Consider the following 22,617-nt stretch of genomic DNA (forward strand, 5'->3'; position numbering starts at 1 on the left):
TAAGACACCACCCTTTCACGGTGGTATCATGGGTTCGAATCCCGTACGGGTCACTTCTTATGCCGCGTTAGCTCAGTTGGTAGAGCATCTCCCTCGTAAAGAGAAGGTCACCAGTTCGATTCTGGTACTCGGCATAAAACTGAACGGTTTGAAGATGATAGGTAATACGCCTATCATCTTTTTTGTCACATCCATTAGTTTCTAGTTATATAATTTTTAACACTAAAAATTAGTAAACGTTGATGAGATGTTTTCTAGGCAAGTTTGATATTCTTTAAATAAAATAAGTTAAATCAGGAATTTTTTAAAATGATATTAGTAAAAACTAGTAAATACATTAAAAATAAGGGCGCTTAATTGACCTCTTAATGATAAAAAATTATAATAGTTATTATCGTATGTAAATTTCTTGATGAATTTACGCTAAGATACGATATTAAATTTGCTGTAATTTTTTACAGCTTGGAGGATTTTTATATTCATGGATAATACCAAAGATAGTAGCTTTTTCGGTCATCCTCGTGGACTGTCAACGCTCTTTTTCACAGAAATGTGGGAACGGTTCAGCTATTACGGGATGCGCGCGATTTTGCTGTACTACATGTATTTCTCGGTGACAGACGGGGGCTTGGGTATTAACAAGTCTACTGCGATGTCAATTATGTCTATCTACGGATCACTAGTTTACTTATCTAGTGTCTTAGGTGGGTTTGTATCTGATCGAATTTGGGGAAGTCGTCGTACCGTCTTTATCGGTGGGGTCTTAATCATGTTTGGTCATATTGTCTTAGCTACACCATTTGGACAAGCAGCACTTTACACTTCCATCGCTTTAATCGTGATTGGGACTGGGTTGTTGAAACCTAATGTCTCTGATATGGTGGGGGGCTTATATGCTAGCGATGACCTACGGCGGGACAGTGGTTTTTCCATCTTTGTTTTTGGGATTAACTTAGGGGCTTTCATTGCACCACCAGTAGTTGGTTGGTTAGGTCAGGAAGTTAACTTCCACCTTGGTTTTTCTTTAGCAGCGATTGGAATGTTCTTTGGTCTAGTACAATATAGTCTCGATGGTAAGAAGTATTTATCTAAGGACAGCTTATATCCTAACGATCCTTTAGAACCTAAAGAAGTTAAACGTCTTGTAGTCCAAGTTGTGATTGCCGCCATTATTGTTGTACTTTTGTTAATTGTAATGGGTATCTTAGGTATCTTGAATATTAACAATATCATTAATTTATTAACCATTTTTGCGGTAGCGATTCCGGTAATCTACTTCTTCCGCATGTTATCAAGTGATAAGGTTAATAAAGAAGAAAAATCTCACGTGTGGGCTTATGTACCACTCTTCATTGCCTCCATTTTATTTTGGTCAATTGAAGAACAAGGTTCCGTGGTTTTAGCCACTTTTGCTCAAGAGCAAACTCGTTTGAGTTTGTTTGGGATTTTCAATGTACCGGCTAGTTTCTTCCAAAGTTTAAATCCACTTTTCATCATGGTTTACACTCCAATCTTTGCGACAATGTGGACCAAGTGGGGTAAGAAACAACCATCTGCGGGAGCTAAGTTCTCCGTAGGACTCCTGTTTGCCGGGGCATCATTCATCTTAATGGCAATTCCAGTAGCTTTATTTGGGACTGATGTGAAGGTTAGCTCCTTGTGGTTGATTATGTCTTGGGCTCTAGTAATTATTGGGGAAATGTTAATTTCACCAATTGGTCTATCAATCACTACTAAGTTAGCACCGAAGGCTTTCCAAGCTCAAATGATGTCTATGTGGTTCTTATCAGATGCTGTGGCCCAAGCCTTTAATGCTCAAATTGTACGCCTCTACAATGAAAGTACCGAAGTTATGTACTACAGCATTGTCGGGGGAGTTACCGTTTTAGCCGGTTTAATCTTGATGTTCTTTGTACCACAAATTAAAAAGTTAATGGGTGAAATCCGTTAAGTTTAAAAGTCGTTTCGGTGAGACGACTTTTTTATTTTTAGTTAAAAAAAGTCTTGCCAAGTAAGCTAAAATAGAGTATAATAATGAAGTCGGATAATTAGCTATCCATTAATATTGATATGGGGGGGTAGCGAAGTCTGGCTAAACGCGGTGGACTGTAAATCCATTCCTTCGGGTTCGGAGGTTCGAATCCTCTCCCCCCCATTTACCATTGGGGTATAGCCAAGCGGTAAGGCAACGGTTTTTGGTACCGTCATGCGCTGGTTCGAATCCAGCTACCCCAGTCAGCAAGCATCGAGCAGTCGATGCTTTTTTTGTACTTTAAATTTTGGTCTATACCGATTATAATAAAAGAAAAGGAAAGGATGCGGTCAAATGGCAACAGTCTTAACACATGCAGAAATTTATACGGGACAAACGGTTATTAAGGAAGGTTTTATTCGCTTTGATCAACAAGTTCTAGCGGTTGGAGAGATGGATGAATTTCACCTTCAAGCTGGTGATGAGGTGCATGACGTCATGGGGCAAAGAATTGTCCCTGGATTTATTGATGTCCACAGTCATGGTGGGTATAGCTTTGATACTATGGACGGGGACCAAAATAAGCTGGTGGCGATGGTTGAAGAAATGACTAAAAATGAAGGCATAACGAGTTACTTTGCAACAACCATGACCCAAAGTCCGGAAAATATCGCTCAGGCGATGGTGGCAGCGCATGCAGCGGCGCAAGCTAATCCTGTTATTCAAGGAGTTCACTTGGAAGGCCCCTTTATTTCACCAGTCTTTAAAGGTGCTCAACCAGAAGAATATATTCAAGTCCCAGATGTAACAGAATTAGCCCGTTGGCAAGAGTTATCAGGGGGAATGATTAAACTTTTAACCTATGCCCCTGAACAAGCTCCTGATACGGCCTTTGAGGACTATTGTCTGGCAAATGGGATTGTACTTTCAGTTGGCCACAGTAACGCAACTAGAGCGCAAATGAAGCAATCTAAAGCTAGTCATGTAACGCACCTTTATAACGCTCAAAGAGAATTCAAGCATCGTGAACCAGGGGTCACCGGTCATGCTCTTTTGGAAGACCACCTTTATTGTGAAATGATTGCCGATGGTTACCACGTGAGCCCGGATATGATTAAATTAGCTTACAAACTTAAGGGGCCACACCGCATTGACCTTGTGACAGACTCGATGCGCGCTAAGGGACAAGGTGATGGTCTTTCTGAATTAGGGGGGCAAAAAGTTATCGTTAAAGATAAGCAAGCACGACTTGAATCTGGTAATCTGGCTGGTTCAGTTTTGACCTTTAAGGATGCTTTTGTTAATATCATGCAATTTACGGGGTGTTCGATTCATGATGCGGTGCAAATGGCCTCCGTGAACCAAGCGCGTGAATTTGGTTTAGACCGAAAAGGAACCTTGGAAGTTGGCAAGGATGCCGACTTGAATGTCTTTGATATAGCTTGGAATTTAAAAGCCACTTATACTTTAGGCCGTCAAGCATAGCGAGGTAATAAATGGGGACACCACGATATATTAAGATTCATAATGAAATTCAAAGTCGTATTGAAAAAGGCTACTGGCAAGTGGGGCAAAGGATACCTGCCGAAAGAGAATTGGCTCAGGAATTTATGGTCAGCCGTATGACCCTTCGTCAAGCGCTGCAAACCTTGGTGGATGAAGGGGTTTTAGAAAGACGGATTGGGGCTGGAACTTTCGTTGCGCAAAGAAAAATTCAAGATAAGATGTCAGGAATTACAAGTTTTACTGAATTAACTCGGCGTCAGGGAAAGGTGCCAAGTAGTCAGACGGTTTCATATTTGGTGACGGAACCGTCTTTGAGTGAAGCTGAGAAACTTGAACTAGCAGAAAATCAAAAGATTTTACGGATGGAACGGATTCGTTTCGCTGATGATGAACCAATTTGTTTTGAGGTGGCAGCCTTACCTTTTGATATGGTAGCAGATTATCGTCAAAGTCAGGTTACGACGTCCCTTTATCAAACTTTAGCGGACGATGGCCTCCGGATTGGGCGCGCTCAACAAACTGTTTCAGCGACGGTTGCGTCAGAAAGGATTGCCGAGCTTCTCAAAGTTAAACGCGGTTCGGCGATTTTAATGTTGCGTCAAGTCACGACTTTAAAAGACGGGCGCCCCTTCGAATATGTCCGCACCCACTATGCCGGGGACCGCTTTGAATTTTACCTTGAAAAATAAAATAAGCTCAGACGGTGAGTCTGGGCTTATTTTTGGCGTTTAGCTTCTTTTTTGACCAAAGATAAATAACGCGGTAAAGCTAACATCCGCTTAAAACGAGTGGGTTCTTTTAAGAGTCGGTAAAACCATTCGAGGTTCAATTTAATCCAAAAATTAGGAGCACGCTTGACAGTTCCGGCTAACACATCGAAAGAACCACCCACGCCCATCCAAATGGCCGAGGCGAGTTGGCGATTTTTAGCGATGAAGTTTTCTTGTTTTGGGAAACCCAGGGCTGCAAAGACAAAGTCTGGTTGACTTTGAGCGATGGCTTGGGTAATTTCTTTGTCATCTTTAAAATAACCATCGTAGGCACCAACAATTTTGATGTGCGGATATGTTTGTAAAATTTTTTCCCTAGCCTTTTGAATAACGTCGGGCTTACCTCCTACTAAAAAGACTTTCTTAGCTTCCTGATTAGCAAATTCAAGCAATTTTAACATAGTATCGTAGCCTGTGACTCTTTCAGGCAGCGGAGTACCCAAGATTTTGGCACCTTTAATAATGCCAATCCCATCAGCGGTAATGTAGTCCGCAGTTTTTAAGGTTTGGTAGTATGCGGGGTCATTTTTGGCGGCGAGGACAATTTCGGGGTTAGCCGTTACCACAAAACGATTTTTTCTTTGGAGGGAGTCGTTAAAAAGGGCTTGGAGAAATTCAGCATTGGTGGCCTTGATGAAATCTACCCCTAAAACGGACACCGTTTGAAATTTGGACATATTTAGCCTACTTTCCTACATAGAATCTTACACAATCATTATAGCAAAGTGACTAGTAAGAAAAAAAGTGGTAAAATGGAACTAATAATTTAATTACGTGAAAGAGAGAAAATTATGGAAACAACGTATCCTGATGATAGTTATACCCTGCATACAGATGCTTATCAGATTAATATGATGGAGACTTACTGGCGCCAAGGCATTGCCGATAAGCGGGCGGTCTTTGAGGTTTATTTCCGGAAACTGCCATTTGACAACGGTTATGCAGTTTTTGCTGGTCTGGAAAGAATTGTTAAATACCTAAGTAATTTAAAATTTACCGAGACTGATTTAGCTTATCTCAGGGATGTTATGGGTTATGCGGAAGATTTTATCGCTTATTTGAAGGATTTCAAATTTTCTGCTACGGTACGTTCTGTTGTTGAAGGTGAAATAGTTTTTGGCTCAGAGCCATTAATTCAAGTTGAGGGGCCGTTGGTGGATTGTCAATTAATTGAAACCGCCATGTTAAACATTGTTAACTATCAAACTTTGATTGCAACTAAGGCGGCCCGGATTCGTTCTGTGGTAGGTGAAGACGCCCTGATGGAATTTGGGACTCGTCGAGCGCAAGAATTTGATGCCGCCATCTGGGGGACGCGGGCGGCTTATATCGGTGGTTTTGATGCCACCAGTAATATGCGGGCGGCTAAGATATTTGGTATCCCAGCGACCGGAACGCATGCCCACGCCTTGGTTCAGGCTTACAAGAATGACTACCAAGCTTTCATGGCTTATGCTCAAACCCATAAAGATTGTGTTTTCTTAGTCGATACTTATGACACCTTGAAGAGTGGGGTGCCTTCTGCGATTAAGGTAGCCCAAGAAATGGGTGATAAGATTAACTTCTTAGGGGTCCGGATTGATTCTGGGGATATGGCCTACATTTCTAAGAAGGTTCGCAAGCAATTAGACGAAGCAGGTTTTACCGAAGCCAAGATTTACGCTTCTAACGACCTAGATGAAAAGACCATTATGAACTTAAAAATGCAGGATGCTAAGATTAGCGTGTGGGGGGTCGGCACCAAGTTAATTACAGCTTATGACCAACCCGCTCTAGGAGCAGTTTATAAGATGGTTGCGATTGAAAATGAAAAGGGAGAAATGGAAGATACTATTAAAATCTCCAGCAACGCTGCTAAGGTTTCCACCCCGGGGAAGAAGCAAGTTTGGCGTATTAAGGACAAAACTAGTGGTAAATCTGAAGGAGATTACATTACCCTTTGGGATGAACAACCTCAAAAACAGGCGTCTCTGTACATGTTCCACCCTCAATACACATACATTAATAAGACTTTAACCAACTTCTATGCCCGTCCTTTGTTACAAGATATTTTTGTGGACGGGAAATTGGTTTACGACTTGCCAACACTTCAAGATATCAAGGCTTACCAAAAACAACACCTAGCTAGCCTTTGGGAAGAATACAAGCGGGATCTTAATCCGCAAGATTACCCCGTTGACTTATCACAAGCTTGCTATGATAATAAGATGGCTATTATCAATGATGTCAGAAGTATGGTGGCTACAATCGATCAAGAAAAGAAGGATTAAAAATGCGTGCATTACAAAAACAAATTATCTCTGACTTACGGGTCAAACCTGTGATTGATCCCCAAACAGAAATTCGAACTAGTGTTGATTTTTTGAAGGCTTACCTTTTGGCTCACCCCTTTTTAAAGACCTTAGTCTTAGGAATTTCCGGGGGGCAAGACTCCACTTTAGCAGGAAAACTTTGCCAAATCGCAATGGAAGAACTTCGTCAAGAAACGGGCGATGCCAGCTACCAATTTATCGCAGTTCGTTTGCCTTATGGGACCCAAGCTGATGAAAGTGATGCGATGGATGCCATTGCCTTTATGGGAGCTGATGTGACCATGCGGGTTAATATTAAGGAAGCTGCAGACGCTATGATGGCTGCCGTGGAAGAAAATGGTTTGGAAGTTTCTGACTTTAACAAAGGTAATATCAAAGCCCGTCAAAGAATGATTGCCCAATATGCCATTGCTGGCGCTAAGAATGGGGCTGTAGTCGGAACTGACCACGCCGCCGAAGCCATTACAGGTTTTTATACCAAATTTGGGGATGGTGGGGCCGATGTAACACCACTGTGGCGCTTAAATAAACGTCAAGGTCGGGCGATGTTGGAAGTCTTAGGGGCACCTAAGCACCTTTATGAAAAGGCCCCTACGGCTGACTTGGAAGAAGACCGGCCAGCTTTACCAGATGAAGTGGCCTTGGGTGTGACTTACACTCAAATTGATGACTACTTGGAAGGTAAGGATATCGATTCTGCAGCGGCAGAAAAAATTGAAGGTTGGTACACGAAGACAGCTCACAAGCGTCACTTACCAATCACCATTTACGACGATTTTTGGAAAAAATAGGAGAAGATTAATGGCAAAACGTGCAAATTTAGGAATTTACATGCGGACCTTGTCGCAAGTAATTGATACCACAGAACAAATGGGAGAACGTTTGAATCCTTATTTTGAAGATGTAAAGGCTCAAACCCAAGGCCAAAAAGAATTGACGGCGGAAGACTTTGCCACCATTCAAAAGAATTTCCATGATGGAGTGGTTTTATACGAAGCTAACGCTAAGGGCTTAGCGGAGGTGCAAGCACCTATCCAAGTGATTGGGATGCACAAGTTATTAGTCGCTGCTTACCGAGACTTCTATCAAGGTTGTGTCCAAATGGACGCTAGCTTAGATTATCAAGCTCACAGCGTAGATCAAGCCACTTTTGAAGCTGCGGAAGACCAACAAACCCAAGCCATGGATAAGGTATCCAGTCAAGTCCAACGTATTTTACGCAAATTAATGTAAACTAAAAGGCAACTCGCCCCAAACGAGTTGCCTTCTTTAGTTGGCTAAGATAATTTCCAGGAAGGTTTGGCCATAGCGGTTAAGTTTGGTTTCCCCAATCCCCTTGATATTTAACATATCTCGTAAGCTTTGAGGTTTTTGACTGGCCAAATCTTGCAGAGTTTGGTCAGAGAAAATAACAAATGGGGGCACATGTTGTTCTTCGGCCAATTCCCGTCGCTTACGCCGCAGACGATCGAAGAGGCTGGTATCTAGTACCGAACCCACAAAGCGGTTGGCTGTGACCTTAACCGTCTTTTGAGTAACTTTTTCAAGTCCTTTTAAAACTTGTGCACCTTTAGCAGTAACTGTTGGAGTAGGGTATTGAGGGTCGCGGTTGATCAAATAACCACTAGCAAGCAAATAATCAATCATGACTTCAATATCTTTGATTTGCTGTTGGCGCATAATGCCAAAGGTGGACAACTTTTGTAAGTCGTTTTCTACAATTCGCTTGGCTTTAGAACCGGCCAAGACTTGGGCGATAACTTTTTTACCAAAACGTCCCCGCATACGGTAAGCACAGGAAAGAATCTTTTGACTTTCGACGGTGATATCGACTTCTTCACGTTCATCTAAACAAGATGAACAGCGCCCACAATCTGGACAATCCTGGCCAAAATAACGCACGATAAAGGCTTGGAGACAGTCCTGACTATTGGCATAGTGGACCATGGCCTCCAGTTTACGATATTCTTCTTGCTTATAAGCTTCATCAGCGGGGGAATTTTCGATAAAGAAACGCTGGGTTTGGAGATCGGCATCATGATATAGCAAAATAGCCTCGCTATTTAGGCCATCACGTCCGGCCCGTCCAGCTTCTTGGTAGTAGGCTTCCAAGGAACCAGGAACTTGGGCATGGATGACAAAACGAACTGAACTTTTGTCAATGCCCATCCCAAAAGCATTGGTAGCAACCATAACTTCCGTTCGGTCAAAAAGAAAATCTTCTTGATTTTGTTTACGCTCGGCTTCACTGAGTCCGCCGTGATAAAAGCCTACCTTTTGACCGTGGTCGTTAAGATAATTGGCAATAGCCTCCACTTTTTTACGAGTGGCGGCATAGATGATGCCAGACTGGCCCGGATTTTGTTTGAGGTAGTTAAGCAAGTAATCATAGTCGCGCACCCCTTTGATGACTTTAAAGGCTAAATTATCGCGACTAAAACCGGTGGTGACCTGATTTTGTGATTTAATGGCTAGGCGTTGGCAGATATCTTGAGCTACTGCCGGTGTCGCGGTGGCCGTTAAGGCTATAATTGGAGGCTGGTTGACTAGATTTCCTAAGGTTTGACTTAGTTGTAGGTATTGGGGGCGAAAATCATGGCCCCATTGGGAAATGCAGTGGGCTTCATCAATCGCGATTAAAGAGATGTTTAAGCGATTAAGTGTGTCCCAAAAGTAATTAGAATCAAAACGTTCAGGAGCTACGTAAAGAAGCTTAATTTGACCATTTTCTAAACGCCGATAGACATCACTAGCTTCTGGACCAGTTAAAGAACTATTGAGGTAGGCGGCTTCAATCCCGTTTTGTAGGAGAGTGTCGACCTGATCTTTCATCAAAGAAATTAACGGTGACACAACTAAGGTTAAACCAGGTAAGATGAGGGCGGGAATTTGGTAACAAAGCGATTTGCCCCCACCGGTAGGCATAATGGCTAAGGTGTTTTGACCTTGTAAGACGCGGTCGATAATTTCGGCTTGGCCGGGCCGAAAGGAATCGTAACCGTAATATTTTTCTAGAACTTGGAGGGGCTGCACACAAAAAACTCCTTTCTAAAATTTCTCAATTTTTATTGTAACTGTTTGACCGACTAATGGTAAACTAGAAAGTATCAGAAATGAGGGATTTTTTACATGGAAGAACAATTAATCAGAAAAACCGCACAATTAGAAAATTTAGCACCTAAAAGAGTTAAAGTGGTGATTGACTTACTAAATGAAGGTGCAACAGTTCCTTTTATCGCCCGCTATCGGAAGGAAGTTACTGGGTCCTTAGATGAAGTTCAAATTCGTCAAATTCAAGCTAGTTATCAAAAGCAAAGCCAATTAGCGCAGAGAAAAGCTGCCGTTATTAAAAAAATTGCGGAAGAAAAGAAATTGACGCCTAATTTAGAAAAGGCGATTAACCGTGCAGAAAGTCTCCAAGAAGTCGAAGATTTGTACTTACCTTACAAGCAAAAACGTCAAACGAAGGCGCAAAAAGCTCGTCAAGCCGGACTACAACCATTAGCGGATTTAATAATTCAACAGGCTGACGATGCTCAATTTGACCACCTGGTGGCTCAGCTTAGCGCAAGCAGTCAACTTTCTGCTGCCGCAGTGATTACGGGAGCTAAGGAAATTGTGGCCGAACAAATTTCTGAAAGTGCTGCACTCAGAAGTTGGCTACGAAAAAATATGCACAAAACCGGGGTCATGGAAAGTAAGCGAAAGCTCAAGGCCGAAGATGAAAAAGAGGTCTACCAAGGCTACTACGACTTTAGTCAAAGTTTAAACAAGCTTTCTGGTCACCAAGTCCTAGCGCTTAATCGCGGTGAAAAGCAAGGGATTTTACGGGTGAAGATTAGTCTGAATGATGACTTTGTCTTAAGATACCTGGGCCAAACGCTTCACTTAGCTAAAGATAGTAAAGAAAGTAGTGTAAACTTAGAGGCTGCTTATACTCAAGCTTATAAAAAGAGTGTGAAACCCGCGATTGAAAGAGAAGTTCGTGCTGAATTGACCCAAAAAGCCAGTCAAGAAGCCATTGATATCTTCGGGGAAAATCTCTACCACCTCTTGATGCAAACCCCTCTCAAGGGCAAGGTAGTCTTGGGCTTTGACCCTGGCTTGCGTACGGGCTGTAAGCTTGCGGTCGTGGATGCGACAGGGAAGTTTTTAGCTAAGGCCGTGATTTATCCTCACGCTAAGGGGGAACAAGCGCACCAAATGGCTAAGGAAAAATTACTTAGCTTAATTCAAAATTATGGAGTTGAAATTGTGGCGATTGGTAACGGAACGGCTAGCCGGGAATCGCAACAATTCGTAGCGGACTTAATCAGTCAAAATCAGCTTGGCTGTGCCTATGTGATTGTTAACGAAGCCGGTGCTTCCGTCTATTCGGCTAGTGAAGAAGCGCGGCAGGAATTTGGTGACCTTCAAGTCGAAGAACGCTCTGCCATTAGTATTGCGCGGCGGCTTCAAGATCCACTAGCGGAATTAATTAAGATTGATCCTCAATCTATTGGGGTAGGGCAATATCAACACGATTTGCCCCAAAAACAATTAACGGAGAAACTTGATGCCGTAATCGAAACCGGGGTTAACCAAGTCGGGGTCAACCTAAATACAGCGAGTGTGGCACTCTTGACCCACGTATCAGGATTAAATTCGACTATCGCCCAAAATATTGTTAATTACCGCAATGAAAATGGGTCTTACCAAAAACGTAATCAATTGAAAAAGGTGGCTCGCTTGGGTCCAAAAGCTTTCGAGCAAGCTGCAGGTTTCTTGCGGATTGTCGATGGAGCCGACGTTTTTGACAATACGGATATTCACCCTGAAAGCTATGTACTGGCGCAAAAACTACTAGACTGGGCTGGCTTGACTAAGGCGGATTTAGGAACAGATAAAATTTCAGCAGCCTTTGCCCACCAAAATCTAGCGGAATTAGCCCAAAGTTTCCAAAGCGGGGTAGAAACCGTTCAAGATATTATCCAATCTTTTGAAAAACCTGGGCGTGATTTGCGCGATCAGTTTGAGGCCCCACTTTTACGGACGGATGTCTTAACCATGGAAGATTTAAAGGAAGGCATGGAACTACAAGGAACGGTGCGAAATGTGGTTGATTTTGGCGCCTTTGTAGATATCGGAGTTAAGCAAGACGGTTTAGTCCACATATCTCAAATGACCACCAAGTTCATCAATAATCCGCGCCAAGTGGTAGCCGTAGGTGATATTGTGCAAGTTTGGGTGCAAAGTGTCGACTTGAAACGCCAACGCATCCAGTTAACTATGGTGAAACCTCGTGGATGATCGGACACTAACCGTCTGGTTGAAAAAATTATCAAGCATGAACTTTGCCACTACCACCTCCATTTGTATGGTCGAGGTTACCGGCACCAAGATGCAGTAAATTACTTTTGCTTAAAGTTGATGGGAGTCGTTATGTGCCACGTTTAGAGCCATCGAATTACAAATACAATTATGTTTGTCAAACATGCAAGCAAGCATACCCTCGTAAGCGACGAATGAACATTGAACGTTACCGTTGTTCACGTTGTGGGGGGCGACTTATGCTTGAAGATTAGTGGTTTTTCCGTCAAACAAAATAAATTTATTAAAAAGCAAATTTTTTTAGTAAAAGGGCTTGCCAAAAAATTGAAAGCTTGCTATAATTTATTTTGTTGTCGCGGGTATGGCGGAATTGGCAGACGCGTCAGACTAAGGATCTGGTGGGTGGTATCACCCGTGATGGTTCGAATCCATTTACCCGCATAACATGAAGTCAAGGTAGTGACCTTGGCTTTTTTCTTTGCCAAAATCAGAGTAATTTTCTAGCTAAAAATCTCTAAGCTTGTTAAAATAAAAGCAGATAAGAAAAGAGGTGCTTGTATGACCAAGTATGTGAAGCTAGCCGCTATGGCTGGTTATCAACCAGAAAGGGTCGTCACAAACGATGAATTGAGCCAGTTCATTGATACGTCAGATGAATGGATTCAATCTCACACAGGAATTAAAGAAAGACATTATGCCATCGACGAGAATACGTCTGATTTAGGCACGCAAGTCGCACGAAAACTATTAGCACAAACGGGTATGGAAGCTACGGAAATTGATTTAATTATCGTAGCGACTATCTCACCAGATGCCTTAACGCCAGCCACCGCTGCCATTGTTCAAGGTAATATTGGGGCAATTAAGGCTTTTGCTTATGATATTTCCACGGCTTGTTCCGGCTTTGTTTTTGCTTTAAGTACTGCTGAAAAATTCCTCCGTTCAGGAGCTTACCAAAATGCCATAGTTATCGCTGCGGAAACGATGTCGAAAACCATGGATTTTAAGGATCGAACGTCAGCCGTCTTTTTTGGTGATGGAGCTGCTGGGGCGCTTTTAACCACGACAGATAATCCCGCAGAGGAAATCTTTCACGGTGAAAAACTCTGTACTCAAGGGGATAAAGATGTTATCCACAGCGGGCGGGTCCAACCTTTAAGTCAAGTTACGGGAGACAATTACCCGGTGATGGATGCCTTCTACCAAAATGGTCGGGCGGTCTTTGAATTTGCGACTACTACAGTTTTGGCCCACATCAAGGAGTTTATGCAAGAACATAATTTACAAGCAGATGAAATTGATATGGTGGTACCTCATCAAGCTAATTTACGGATTATTGAAAAACTTTCCCAAGGGCTTGGTATTCCGCTAGAAAAGTTTGCAATCAATGTACAAACAGCTGGTAATACCTCAGCAGCGGGGATTCCTTTAGCCCTTAACCAGGAACTTGCTAAGGGTAAGCGACCACAGAAGGCATTGTTAGTTGGTTTTGGGGCGGGGTTATCCTATGCCACTATGTTAGTTGATTTAAGTTATTTCAATTAAGTAGGGTAAGCAGTCTGTTTTTGGCTGCTTATTTTTTTAAAAGAAAAAATCCCTCCAGCAAGTGCTGGAGGGATTTTTGGACTAATAACCGTAGCCGTAATCATAACTATTGTCATAGCCATAGTTGTCACTATTATAAGAACTATAACTTTCATCTCTAAATGACTTTTTAGATGGCTTTAAACCTAATTCTTTGCGAATTAATTTTGAAATTCGTTCTTTTTCTTGGGCAGTGGCAACTTGATAGGAGACGCCACCTAAATAAGTATCTTGACCATGAAGAGTATAGGATTTAATTTCACCGGCAGCACTCTTATATTTAGAAATTAAGGTTAAGATGTCATCATAACTTAAGTCGGTCTGCATGTTCTTTTCCATAGTTTCTAAAATATCATCATATTGAGTAGAAAGAGTAGTTAATTTGGTCCCTTTCTTAACAATTGCACGAATTACCTGCCGTTGTCGATCTTGACGCCCATAATCTCCACGAGGATCATCATAACGCATGCGGGCATAAGATAGAGCTTGTTTCCCGTTCATGTGAACGGTTTTACCTTCGACTACATCAGCATCTTCGTATTTAAAAGTTAACAGTGGTGTGATGGTTACGCCACCAACAGCATTAACTAGTTTCTTCAATCCCCCCATATTGACTAAAATGTAGTAGTCAATTGGAATGTGGAGAGTGTCTTGAACCGTATCGACAGCCCCAGAAACCCCTGAGAAGGTGTAAGCAGAGTTGATTTTGCTGTAAGGTTCACCCGAATCGTCAATTTTGACCTTTAAATCTCGGGGAATACTGGTCAAGGTAACTCGTTTACTTTGCGGATTGATTGTGGCAATCATCATGGTATCAGTTCGACCCTTATCAGTTCGTCCTAAGTCCCCGGTATCTGTTCCTAAAAGTAAGATGGAAATCGGTTTTCCTTGTTTCAAAACAGCAGAAACATTACGTAATTTTTTTAAATTCGTGGCTGTAAAAGTGTTATCTAAGGTATTTTGAACATCACTAATCGCATGATAGAGATAAATTCCGGCAGCGTAGAAAATGACTAAGACAAGCGTTAATAGGATACGGAAGATTTTTTTTCTCTTGTGATTGTTTTTATTGGGTGGTGTTGGCCCTTTATGTCGTCGTATGCGGTGATCAGTAGCTTCTGACTCTTTGCGTCGCCGCATCGGTGTTTCAACAGTTATTTCATTATCATTGCGATAATGTGCCATCGAATGCGGTGTGTATGAGTCGTACCGTGAATCATTATTACTCATATGTAACCCCTTATCATAAAATTATAACTATCAGTATTATACACTTGTCTGACTTTAAAAAGCCATGGCTTTTTGGTAGGAAAAAGAAAAATTTCTTTAAAAAAAGTAAAAAATAAGATTTTTTGCGTATTTATATAATAGGGGGTATTTTTTACGAGGAGTTGATAATGATGAAATTGATGTTACCGCTAACCTTATTAGCTTTAACTTTTGGTGGAATGACACAAAAGTTAAACTTGCCCACTGATTTTGAATTAGGAGGTGTCATTGATAGTAATAGTAAATCAGATGTTTGGAATGCCCAAATTCAGTATGGCCCACTAAAGACCAAAATTCCTCAAAGTTCAGTGAGTCATGATTTTCCCCAATCCAAGAGAAATTTGAAAATTGACCTTGATCAACTTGATAGTGTGAGTCATGACCGGCAAATTGTCATTAATCAAGCACTAAGTTTTGTGGACAAACAAGTGCCTTATGTTTGGGGAGGGGCTAGTTTGAGTGGGATGGACTGTTCAGGTTTGACTATGTTAGCCTATGCGGCGATTGGGAAGACCTTGCCGCACTATACCGTGTGGCAAGAACAATGCAGTCAAAGAATTCCCGTAAACCAAGCTCAACCAGGAGATTTACTCTTTTGGGGAGCACCGCTGGCCTCCTACCATGTAGCCCTATATCTGGGAAATCAAAAATATGTTCAAGCTCCACAACCCGGTCACAATGTGGAAATTACAACTTTAAATCATGGCTTTTATCCGTCATTTGCCGGGCGTATTCTCTAAAATTTGTCGCTTCGCCTAATTTTTGGTAATATTAGAGGAAATAAGCAGGATGGAAGGAAACGAAGATGGTTAAGCTAGTTTTAATCAGACATGGTCAAAGTATTGCCAACCAAGATAATGTTTACACAGGTTGGAGTGATGTGCCTCTAACTGACTTAGGGCGTCAACAAGCCCGCCAAGCGGGGCAACTTTTACAACAGACCGGCCTCCAATTTATGGCGATTCATACCTCGGTATTGAGTCGCGCAATTGTGACCGCCAATCTAGTTGCGGAAGAAATTGGCCAGCTAGCCACTCCGATTTATAAGAGCTGGCGTCTAAATGAACGGCATTATGGTGCCTTGCGTGGCCTTAACAAAGAGGCGACGAAACAGCAATACGGAGCTAAGCAGGTGGCTTTATGGCGTCGGTCTTTTGACAGTATCCCACCTAAGCTTAGTCAGCCTGATACGGACCGACGATATGACTTAGTACCTTGGACCAGTCGTCCTTTAGCGGAAAGTTTGGCCCAGTGTCAAAAGCGCCTCTTACCATACTGGCAAGACCAAATTGCCCCCCGACTCTTGCAAGGAAAAAATCAGTTAGTAGTGGCTCACGGGAGCAGTTTACGGGCTTTGATTAAGTATCTAGAGGAGATTAGTGATCAAGATATTGATGGTCTGGAAGTCGAAAATGGTCAACCACTGCTGTATGACTTGGATGACTGTACTTTGGCAATACGCCAAAAAATAGTTTTAGGATAAGTCTAATTTTCTGGTATGTTTAGTCGAATACCCCACGTCTTTAGAATGGGAGGAAACTCCTGTGTACTTTTTCTTTTTCTCGTAATTGTTTCAGTTGGAACAATCAAAAAAGTACTTAAGAAATTACTTGAGTTTTTACTTGAGGACTAATTAAGTGCTAGGCGCTACTCTCTCTATTGAGTTGGTAGCGCCTTTTTAGTACTATCTAATTTAGTAAAAAAACTGGAAACCACGAATGGCTTCCAGTTTTTACTATACCTAGGCTAAGGCTCCCATTGGGTCCCAAGGGGCTAAGACCTTTGGTTCTTCTTTTAAAACTTCTTGGAGTTCTTGAGGTAGGTACTTCTTGTTAACTACGACTTGGTAACAGAATTCTTCCATCCAGTCATCACTCATAACGAAGAAACCGTTGTTACCAACTTTATCACCCCAGGAGTTTTCGACCTTCCACTTGGTTGGCTTGTCATCAACTAAGTCGACCCCTGTTAAAACCATGGCGTGGGTCATCAAACTTTGTGCGTAGTCAAGACGTTCAGCCTTGGACATAGATAAGTCAACACCGAAAAGTTCATCTTTGTGGTAAAGGTTAGTGTCTAAAATTCCTTTTTGACGGTCAGATTCTTGACCAACATCAGAACCGAACCAAACACTTTCACCGGCCTTGAGTTGGGCGATAGAAATCTTGCGGAATGTATCCATGTCGACGTTCAAGTGACGGACAGGACGACCATTAACCACGTTTCCTAACATTTCGACGGTGTACATGTGGTTGTAAGGCTTGTCGGCTGTTGGCGCATTAATGATGGAGACATAGTCATCCAGGTTCCAACCCACATACTTCTTGAAGAACTCTTGTGGAGTTAAATCGCGATCTAAGTGATAGTTGTTATCAGTGTCACGGTATTCGAAGTCAAACTTAGTAGGTGGTTCACCGAAGGAATAAGCTGCCATCCGGTAAACTTCAGCCAACATCTTTTCCTTCCGGGCTTGAATGTCAGCTTCAGAAGTCCCTGTAGCCACTAATTCACGCAATTCTACAGCATCTTTACGTAATTTAAGGTTTAAAGTAGCGTTAAATTCGCGAGAAGCTGAAGAAGAGAAAGATTCTGGCATGACAGACTTAGGCACAACCCCGTATTTTTCTACGATGGCCATGAACATGTCCCATTGCCCACCATCTTGTTGTGGGGTGGTCATGAGCCAGGCTACCTTGCGGTCAGATGTTGGCAAGTCAGCAGTTTTCAAAACATTTTCGTAGAAGTAATTAGATTTTTCCAACTTGTCCCAGAAGAAAGTATAACTTTGTGATAATTCAAAGTCCTTAGCTACCCGGAAATTGTCTTTCATTTGGTGGCGCATGGTGTTTAAGGCCGCAAACATCCAGCAACGACCAGATTGTTTTTGGTTAGCAACATCACCTGTATCTAAGTCAATGGAGAAGACAGGATCCATGTTAACTTCGGCGCGGTAGTCTGCCGCGGATTTGAAAATTCCGTTCTTAGTTACAGCGCGTTCAACAACACTGTGTTCAGGACGGGCTTCCAATTGTGCTTGGAAGTCTTTTAATTGGTTTAAACTGATTTCTTTAGTCAAGAAAATCAACTCCTTAATAAAATTAACAAGTTTATTTTAATCTTCTTATCAAAAAAGTGCAAGGATAATTAACGTGCTTCTAATACTTCAGGACCATCTTGGCGACCGACGATTACAGTATTAACGCGGTCTAAGAAAAGGCCGTGTTCAACGACCCCGACTTGTTTAATTAAAAAGTCTGCTAATTCATGTGGGTGATCAATTTGGTCGAGATGTAAATCAATAATGTAATTTTCAGAATCCGTTAAAAGTAAGCCACCTTGGTCATTTTTACGGAAAGTAGGTTTGAAACCTTTAGCTTCGAAAATTTCAAAGAGTTTTTGGCTCCCGTAAGGAATAACTTCCACAGGTAGGGGAAAGGCCCCTAATTTGTCGACCATTTTGCTTTCATCGACAATCCACATATTTTTCTTGGAGTAGGTAGCTACAATTTTTTCAAAGAGGAGAGCGGCTCCGCCCCCCTTAATACCTTGGAAATCAGCCGAAATTTCATCTGCACCATCAATCGTCAAGTCGATGTGGTCAACTTCGTCAACGGACTTCAAGGGGATGCCTAATTCAGTGGCTTGTTTGGCAGTTACGTTTGAGGTAGTAACCCCCACAATATTTAAGCCTTCATTTTTAATTCGAGCCCCTAGAGCATCAACCATGTGTTTAACGGTGGAACCCGTACCTAAACCAACAACCATGCCATCATTAATCCATTCAACAGATTTTTGGCCGACTAACTTCTTTAATTCATTTTGATTCATGTTTATAACCTCGCTTAATTTTGATGTAATAAGTTACTTAATTCTGGGTGACGGTTAAAGTATTTTTGGGTGTAGGGACAAAGGGGGAGGACGTCTTTGTCTTGTTTAGCAACTTCGTCTAGAAAGTAACTGGTAATTTTCCCGGCTAAGCCACTGCCACGCATATTTTCGGAAACCCAGGTATGTTCGATGACATAGGTATGGTCATCGTTAATCATGGAGTAACCAATGTGGGCAATTACTTCATGATCAGCATTTTCATAATTAAGTGAATCTTTGGTCCAAACGTAATTTTCCATCGCAAAAGCTCCTTTCGTTTTCTCTAGTTATTATAGCATAAAAAAGCGGTTGCAAATTTAAGTAGTTGTTTGAATTTTTAATTCTAAAAAGGTAGGAAATATAGGCTATGTTTCTTGACTTATGTAAAAAATGAGAAATAACTAGTGTGACAAAACTAACGACTATTCAAGTTATTATTGTCATAATTAATACTTGATTGGTCAAAATTAGAAATTAAAAATCTAAAATAGCAACTTTAATCAAATTAAGAAGGCGTTTTCCCGAAATTAAAAAGGAGAAGTTTATATGAAGTCAAGAAATCATTTAGTTTATAGTTATTCAGTAGCCGCCCTAGTGACAGCTGATCTAATCGGAGCTGGTACTGGTATGCGTATTCAAGCTGATGAGGTTACGTCAACAAACTCTGAAACCACTACTCAAGCTAGTCAAAATGATAGTAGTGTACAAGTTGCCGATGATTCAGCAAGTGTAGTGTCTGGTAGTGAGAAACAAGTAGCCGATACCTCAGTGAGTGAAAAAACTGCTGATAAAGAACAGGTTACGGGAACTTCAACTACAGATACTAATCAAGCGAGTGCTAAAACACAGTAAGATATTAATAAAGAGGTAGTTACTCCTGAAAGTAATGGTGAAATCCACCAAATTAATGACTTTCAAGTAGCTGATCCTGCTACAGGAACATTAACTAAAGAGGGTAATGACTTACATGCTGACTCTGTTGACAAAGGTGACAGTTATGCTTTTTCTGATCAACAAGGAAGTGATTTTGTTTACACAGCAGATGTCAAGTTCAATCAAAATGGTGGGGCAGCATCCTTAGTTTTTCGGGCTGATAAGAGTGATCAGAACCTTGACTTTTATATTGTTAATATGGAAGCTGCTTCCCATATTGCTAAATTCTGGCGAATGGTTAATGGTCAAGGTTATGAATTATTAGCACCTAAAAGCTATAAGCCAACTGAAGATGGTCACTATAACTTAAAAGTTGTTGCTTATGGCAAGAATATCGAGTACTACATTAACGATGAGCTAATTGGTAGTGCCGGAGACTATGTCGTTCAAAAGGATGATAAGGGCCAACCTGCTTACAAGCGTTCTGGGAACTTTGGTTTATTGACTTGGAATGGGGACGTAACCTACAGCAATGTTCGCTATCAAGAATTGACTCCTGATTTCAATCCATTCTTGAAAGACATTACGGTAGTTTCTAATGAAGGTCAGGCGGAAGTCAAGGGGCAGTTCTTTACTGATGAAACTAACTATATTCAATATGTAGACAATGCAACTAAGACTGTGAACCTTGAAGTTTTAGCTAACGTGCCTAATGTCCAAGTGGTGGCTTATGATCAAGAAGGTAATGCCTACACCGATTTAAAGAATATTCCTGTTTCCGTTGGGGCTAATTATATTACTGTGGTTAGCACAGTTTTAGGTGCCGATGGAACTCCTATTCAAGCTAGTTATCATGTAAATGTTCACCGTCGACAAAAAGCTGAAATTTACTATCACGAACCATACCGTGACCAATTCCACTACTCGGTTAAAGATGGTTGGTCCAATGATCCCAATGGTTTGGTTTACTATAACGGAACGTATCATTTCTTCTACCAATTCTATGATGATACTTCCTGGGGACCAATGCACTGGGGCCACGCAACCAGTACAGATTTGATTCACTGGAAGGAAGAACCAATCGCCCTTTATCCTGATGCTAACAGGGCAATGTTCTCAGGTTCCATTGTAGCTGATGTCAACAATACAACCGGGCTTTTTGATCAAGGAAAAGGTGGCTTGGTAGCTTTGGTTACAGCTGATGGCGGTGGTCAAAGAATTGAATTAGCCTACAGTAAGGATGAGGGGAAGACTTGGAATAAGTTAGCAGATCCTGTGCTAGATTATGCTAACGATGATCCTTTGCACAATGCAGCTTTCCGTGATCCTAAGGTTTTCCGTTGGAATAATCAATGGTTCATGGTCGTTGCTGGTGGTCCTTTACGGATTTACTCATCTTCTGATTTACAAAACTGGAAATCAGAGTCGGTTTACAGTGGTATCGAAACAGAATGCCCAGACCTTTACCCAATTCAAACAGATAACGGGGTTAAGTGGGTCTTATCTCGTGGTGGTCGTTACTACAAGGTTGGCGATTTCAAACAAGTTGATGGTAATTGGTACTTCTTACCTGATAAGGTTTATGAAAAGACCGATGGAATTATGAACTTCGGAAAAGATTCTTATGCTGCGATGACATACTTTGTCCAAGATTTCGGAACTGAGGCTAACCCAACATTACCAGAAATTATTGAATCTAATTGGATGAATAACTGGGATTACTGTAATGATGTGGCGGCAACTGTAGGTCAAAAGTTTAATGGGACTTACAATTTGAACTTGAAGCTTGGCTTGACTAAGGAAGGCGACAAGTACGTTCTTACTCAAACACCAATTACAGCTTATCAAGACTTACGTGATGTAGAACATGCTATGACATTCAAGAACGTAACTGTAGGTGAAGACAACGATTTATTAAAAGATTTCCAAGGTGACACTTACGAAATTGTGGCACACTTTGTACCTGCGGTAGGTACGAAGAAGTTAGGATTTAATGTTCTGACCTCTGCTACACAAGGAACGAGCATTGTCTATGACTTAGAAGAAGAAACAATGTCAATTGACCGGAGCAAGTCAGGTAAGCAAATTAATGCTAAGTTTACAGAACCCAACATCCAAAACAAGGTAACTAAGAATGCTGATGGTAGTGTGGACCTTCATATTTATGTGGATAAGGCTAGTGTTGAAGTCTTTACTAAAGGTGATACTGTTCTTGGAGCTAACCAAATTTTCCCTGATGCTGATAGCTTGGGAGCTAGTTTGATGGTTGAAGGAGATCCGGTAGTTGCGGATATAGCTATCTACCCATTGAAGAGCATCTGGTTTGCTGATAAACCAGTTGTAACACCAAAAGACGATGCTAGCTCAAGTGCGATAAATGATACGGTTAATGCAGGTGAAGGTAATGTTACAAATGTAGATGCTAATATCTCGGATGTGAATACTGCTGCCAATGGTAAGAATAATACAGTAGCTATTTCTAATGCTGGTGATATAACATCAGAGATTAAGGTTGGCAATAATACTATTATTTTACCTAATTCAAAGACTAAAGTCACTTTACAAGAAACTGAGGGGCAATCTTCTTCAGTTAAGGTACAAACTTCAAAGGTTAGTGTTGCCAAACAATTACCACAGACAGGTGAGGAAAAGACAAGTGTCTGGATGGGAGTCATGGCTGCATTATTGGGGGCATTAAGTTTCTTATTCCCGGCAATGAAACGGCGGAAAGGAAATAATTAAATTATTACGAAATAGTGGAAATTTTCATCGATAAGATGGGAGTTCCACTATTTTTAGTCAACTACCCCTCTCTAAAGAGAGGGGCTTGTAAGGTTGAACCTTACGTTCTCTGTCACAAGTTGCATAGATACAGACTGCATACCAGCATAGCCAGTACGTCTTACACCTAATTACCAATGCCTTTATAGTCCGCCAGTTGCCCACGGACTTGAGCCTAGTTTGATATACTAGGCTTTTTCTTTAGCTAATTTTTCTAATCCTTTGGCTAGAATATTCTTACTGGCATTCCAATCTCTAATGTGGTGTGTATGACAATTAGGACAGTCCCACTCTCTATCTTTGAGAGTTAATTTGTCAGTCCCATTTTTACCCATAACAAAGCCACAATCATGACATGTTTGTGTAGTATTTC

General features: G+C 41.5%; 20 protein-coding genes, 4 tRNA genes and 1 pseudogene. 18 read left to right on the forward strand and 7 right to left on the reverse strand.

Annotated elements, in window-relative coordinates; genetic code table 11:
- Positions 1-61: 61 nt before the first annotated feature.
- From FC36_RS02275 to FC36_RS02300, 6 genes are all read left to right on the forward strand, one after another.
- A tRNA-Thr gene (locus FC36_RS02275) sits at positions 62-134 on the forward strand.
- A 347-nt stretch (positions 135-481) separates the two neighbouring features.
- Positions 482-1,951: a peptide MFS transporter gene (locus FC36_RS02280; protein WP_025021081.1), complete on the forward strand. Its 1,470-nt coding sequence runs from the start codon at positions 482-484 to the stop codon at positions 1,949-1,951.
- Between the two features lie 121 nt (positions 1,952-2,072).
- Positions 2,073-2,155, forward strand: a tRNA-Tyr gene (locus FC36_RS02285).
- A gap of 8 nt (positions 2,156-2,163) precedes the next feature.
- Positions 2,164-2,235 (forward strand) — tRNA-Gln (locus FC36_RS02290).
- A gap of 91 nt (positions 2,236-2,326) precedes the next feature.
- Positions 2,327-3,457, forward strand: a complete 1,131-nt coding sequence (gene nagA, locus FC36_RS02295; RefSeq protein ID WP_025021080.1) for an N-acetylglucosamine-6-phosphate deacetylase — start codon at positions 2,327-2,329, stop codon at positions 3,455-3,457.
- A gap of 11 nt (positions 3,458-3,468) precedes the next feature.
- Entirely contained in the window at positions 3,469-4,167 is a 699-nt protein-coding gene (locus FC36_RS02300; RefSeq protein WP_025021079.1) for a GntR family transcriptional regulator, read from the forward strand.
- Between the two features lie 26 nt (positions 4,168-4,193).
- Here FC36_RS02300 and FC36_RS02305 read toward each other — a convergent pair whose 3' ends face one another.
- The gene (locus tag FC36_RS02305; RefSeq protein WP_023859869.1) at positions 4,194-4,925 is read right to left on the reverse strand and encodes a WecB/TagA/CpsF family glycosyltransferase; all 732 of its coding nucleotides are present in this window, start codon (positions 4,923-4,925) and stop codon (positions 4,194-4,196) included.
- A 114-nt stretch (positions 4,926-5,039) separates the two neighbouring features.
- Here FC36_RS02305 and FC36_RS02310 point away from each other — a divergent pair, with 114 nt between their 5' ends.
- From FC36_RS02310 to FC36_RS02320, 3 genes are read left to right on the forward strand one after another with little or no spacing between them, the layout of a single operon-like run.
- Complete coding sequence (locus FC36_RS02310; protein WP_025021078.1) at positions 5,040-6,518, forward strand: nicotinate phosphoribosyltransferase; 1,479 nt, start codon at positions 5,040-5,042, stop codon at positions 6,516-6,518.
- Between the two features lie 2 nt (positions 6,519-6,520).
- Entirely contained in the window at positions 6,521-7,351 is an 831-nt protein-coding gene (nadE, locus tag FC36_RS02315) for an NAD(+) synthase (protein WP_025021077.1), read from the forward strand.
- Between the two features lie 10 nt (positions 7,352-7,361).
- Complete coding sequence (locus FC36_RS02320) at positions 7,362-7,793, forward strand: hypothetical protein (RefSeq protein WP_025021076.1); 432 nt, start codon at positions 7,362-7,364, stop codon at positions 7,791-7,793.
- 36 nt (positions 7,794-7,829) lie between these two features.
- Here the strand turns inward: FC36_RS02320 and recQ are convergent, their stop codons facing one another.
- On the reverse strand, positions 7,830-9,593 hold the full coding sequence (gene recQ / locus FC36_RS02325; RefSeq protein ID WP_025021075.1) for a DNA helicase RecQ: 1,764 nt from the start codon (positions 9,591-9,593) through the stop codon (positions 7,830-7,832).
- Positions 9,594-9,689: 96 nt separating this feature from the next.
- On the opposite strand from recQ, the gene FC36_RS02330 reads away from it, so the two are divergent.
- From FC36_RS02330 to FC36_RS02340, 4 genes are all read left to right on the forward strand, one after another.
- Complete coding sequence (locus FC36_RS02330; RefSeq protein WP_056986686.1) at positions 9,690-11,849, forward strand: Tex family protein; 2,160 nt, start codon at positions 9,690-9,692, stop codon at positions 11,847-11,849.
- Positions 11,850-11,983: 134 nt separating this feature from the next.
- Positions 11,984-12,124, forward strand: coding sequence for a zinc ribbon domain-containing protein (locus tag FC36_RS12390; protein ID WP_235805794.1), 141 nt, complete (start codon positions 11,984-11,986; stop codon positions 12,122-12,124).
- Between the two features lie 101 nt (positions 12,125-12,225).
- Positions 12,226-12,311: transfer RNA gene (locus FC36_RS02335), tRNA-Leu, on the forward strand.
- Positions 12,312-12,428: 117 nt separating this feature from the next.
- A complete protein-coding gene (locus FC36_RS02340; RefSeq protein ID WP_023859875.1) occupies positions 12,429-13,415 on the forward strand; it encodes a beta-ketoacyl-ACP synthase III in 987 nt (328 codons plus the stop codon).
- An 81-nt stretch (positions 13,416-13,496) separates the two neighbouring features.
- Here the strand turns inward: FC36_RS02340 and FC36_RS02345 are convergent, their stop codons facing one another.
- Positions 13,497-14,684, reverse strand: coding sequence for an LCP family protein (locus FC36_RS02345; RefSeq protein WP_225349948.1), 1,188 nt, complete (start codon positions 14,682-14,684; stop codon positions 13,497-13,499).
- Between the two features lie 167 nt (positions 14,685-14,851).
- Between FC36_RS02345 and FC36_RS02350 the strand changes: the two genes are divergently transcribed.
- Both FC36_RS02350 and FC36_RS02355 read left to right on the forward strand, forming a co-directional pair.
- On the forward strand, positions 14,852-15,463 hold the full coding sequence (locus FC36_RS02350; RefSeq protein ID WP_025021073.1) for a C40 family peptidase: 612 nt from the start codon (positions 14,852-14,854) through the stop codon (positions 15,461-15,463).
- Positions 15,464-15,528: 65 nt separating this feature from the next.
- Entirely contained in the window at positions 15,529-16,206 is a 678-nt protein-coding gene (locus tag FC36_RS02355; protein WP_025021072.1) for a 2,3-bisphosphoglycerate-dependent phosphoglycerate mutase, read from the forward strand.
- 258 nt (positions 16,207-16,464) lie between these two features.
- Here the strand turns inward: FC36_RS02355 and FC36_RS02360 are convergent, their stop codons facing one another.
- The 3 genes from FC36_RS02360 to FC36_RS02370 form a co-directional block, all read right to left on the reverse strand.
- Positions 16,465-17,799 (reverse strand): C1 family peptidase, encoded by a 1,335-nt coding sequence (locus FC36_RS02360; RefSeq protein ID WP_025021071.1) that lies wholly within the window; start codon positions 17,797-17,799, stop codon positions 16,465-16,467.
- A gap of 68 nt (positions 17,800-17,867) precedes the next feature.
- Positions 17,868-18,551: a ribose-5-phosphate isomerase RpiA gene (gene rpiA, locus FC36_RS02365; protein WP_025021070.1), complete on the reverse strand. Its 684-nt coding sequence runs from the start codon at positions 18,549-18,551 to the stop codon at positions 17,868-17,870.
- 14 nt (positions 18,552-18,565) lie between these two features.
- Complete coding sequence (locus FC36_RS02370; protein ID WP_025021069.1) at positions 18,566-18,850, reverse strand: GNAT family N-acetyltransferase; 285 nt, start codon at positions 18,848-18,850, stop codon at positions 18,566-18,568.
- Positions 18,851-19,136: 286 nt separating this feature from the next.
- On the opposite strand from FC36_RS02370, the gene FC36_RS02375 reads away from it, so the two are divergent.
- From FC36_RS02375 to FC36_RS12780, 3 genes and pseudogenes are all read left to right on the forward strand, one after another.
- The gene (locus FC36_RS02375) at positions 19,137-19,442 is read left to right on the forward strand and encodes a hypothetical protein (RefSeq protein WP_023859882.1); all 306 of its coding nucleotides are present in this window, start codon (positions 19,137-19,139) and stop codon (positions 19,440-19,442) included.
- 213 nt (positions 19,443-19,655) lie between these two features.
- Positions 19,656-21,863 (forward strand): annotated as a pseudogene (locus FC36_RS02380) (GH32 C-terminal domain-containing protein); the annotation flags it as partial.
- Between the two features lie 36 nt (positions 21,864-21,899).
- On the forward strand, positions 21,900-22,205 hold the full coding sequence (locus FC36_RS12780; protein WP_272944162.1) for an LPXTG cell wall anchor domain-containing protein: 306 nt from the start codon (positions 21,900-21,902) through the stop codon (positions 22,203-22,205).
- Positions 22,206-22,432: 227 nt separating this feature from the next.
- Here FC36_RS12780 and FC36_RS11535 read toward each other — a convergent pair.
- Positions 22,433-22,617: zinc ribbon domain-containing protein (locus FC36_RS11535; protein WP_156409499.1), on the reverse strand; the 185-nt coding region annotated here is incomplete at its 5' end.

The sequence above is a fragment of the Ligilactobacillus equi DSM 15833 = JCM 10991 genome (genome assembly GCF_001435735.1).
GTDB classification, from domain to species: domain Bacteria; phylum Bacillota; class Bacilli; order Lactobacillales; family Lactobacillaceae; genus Ligilactobacillus; species Ligilactobacillus equi.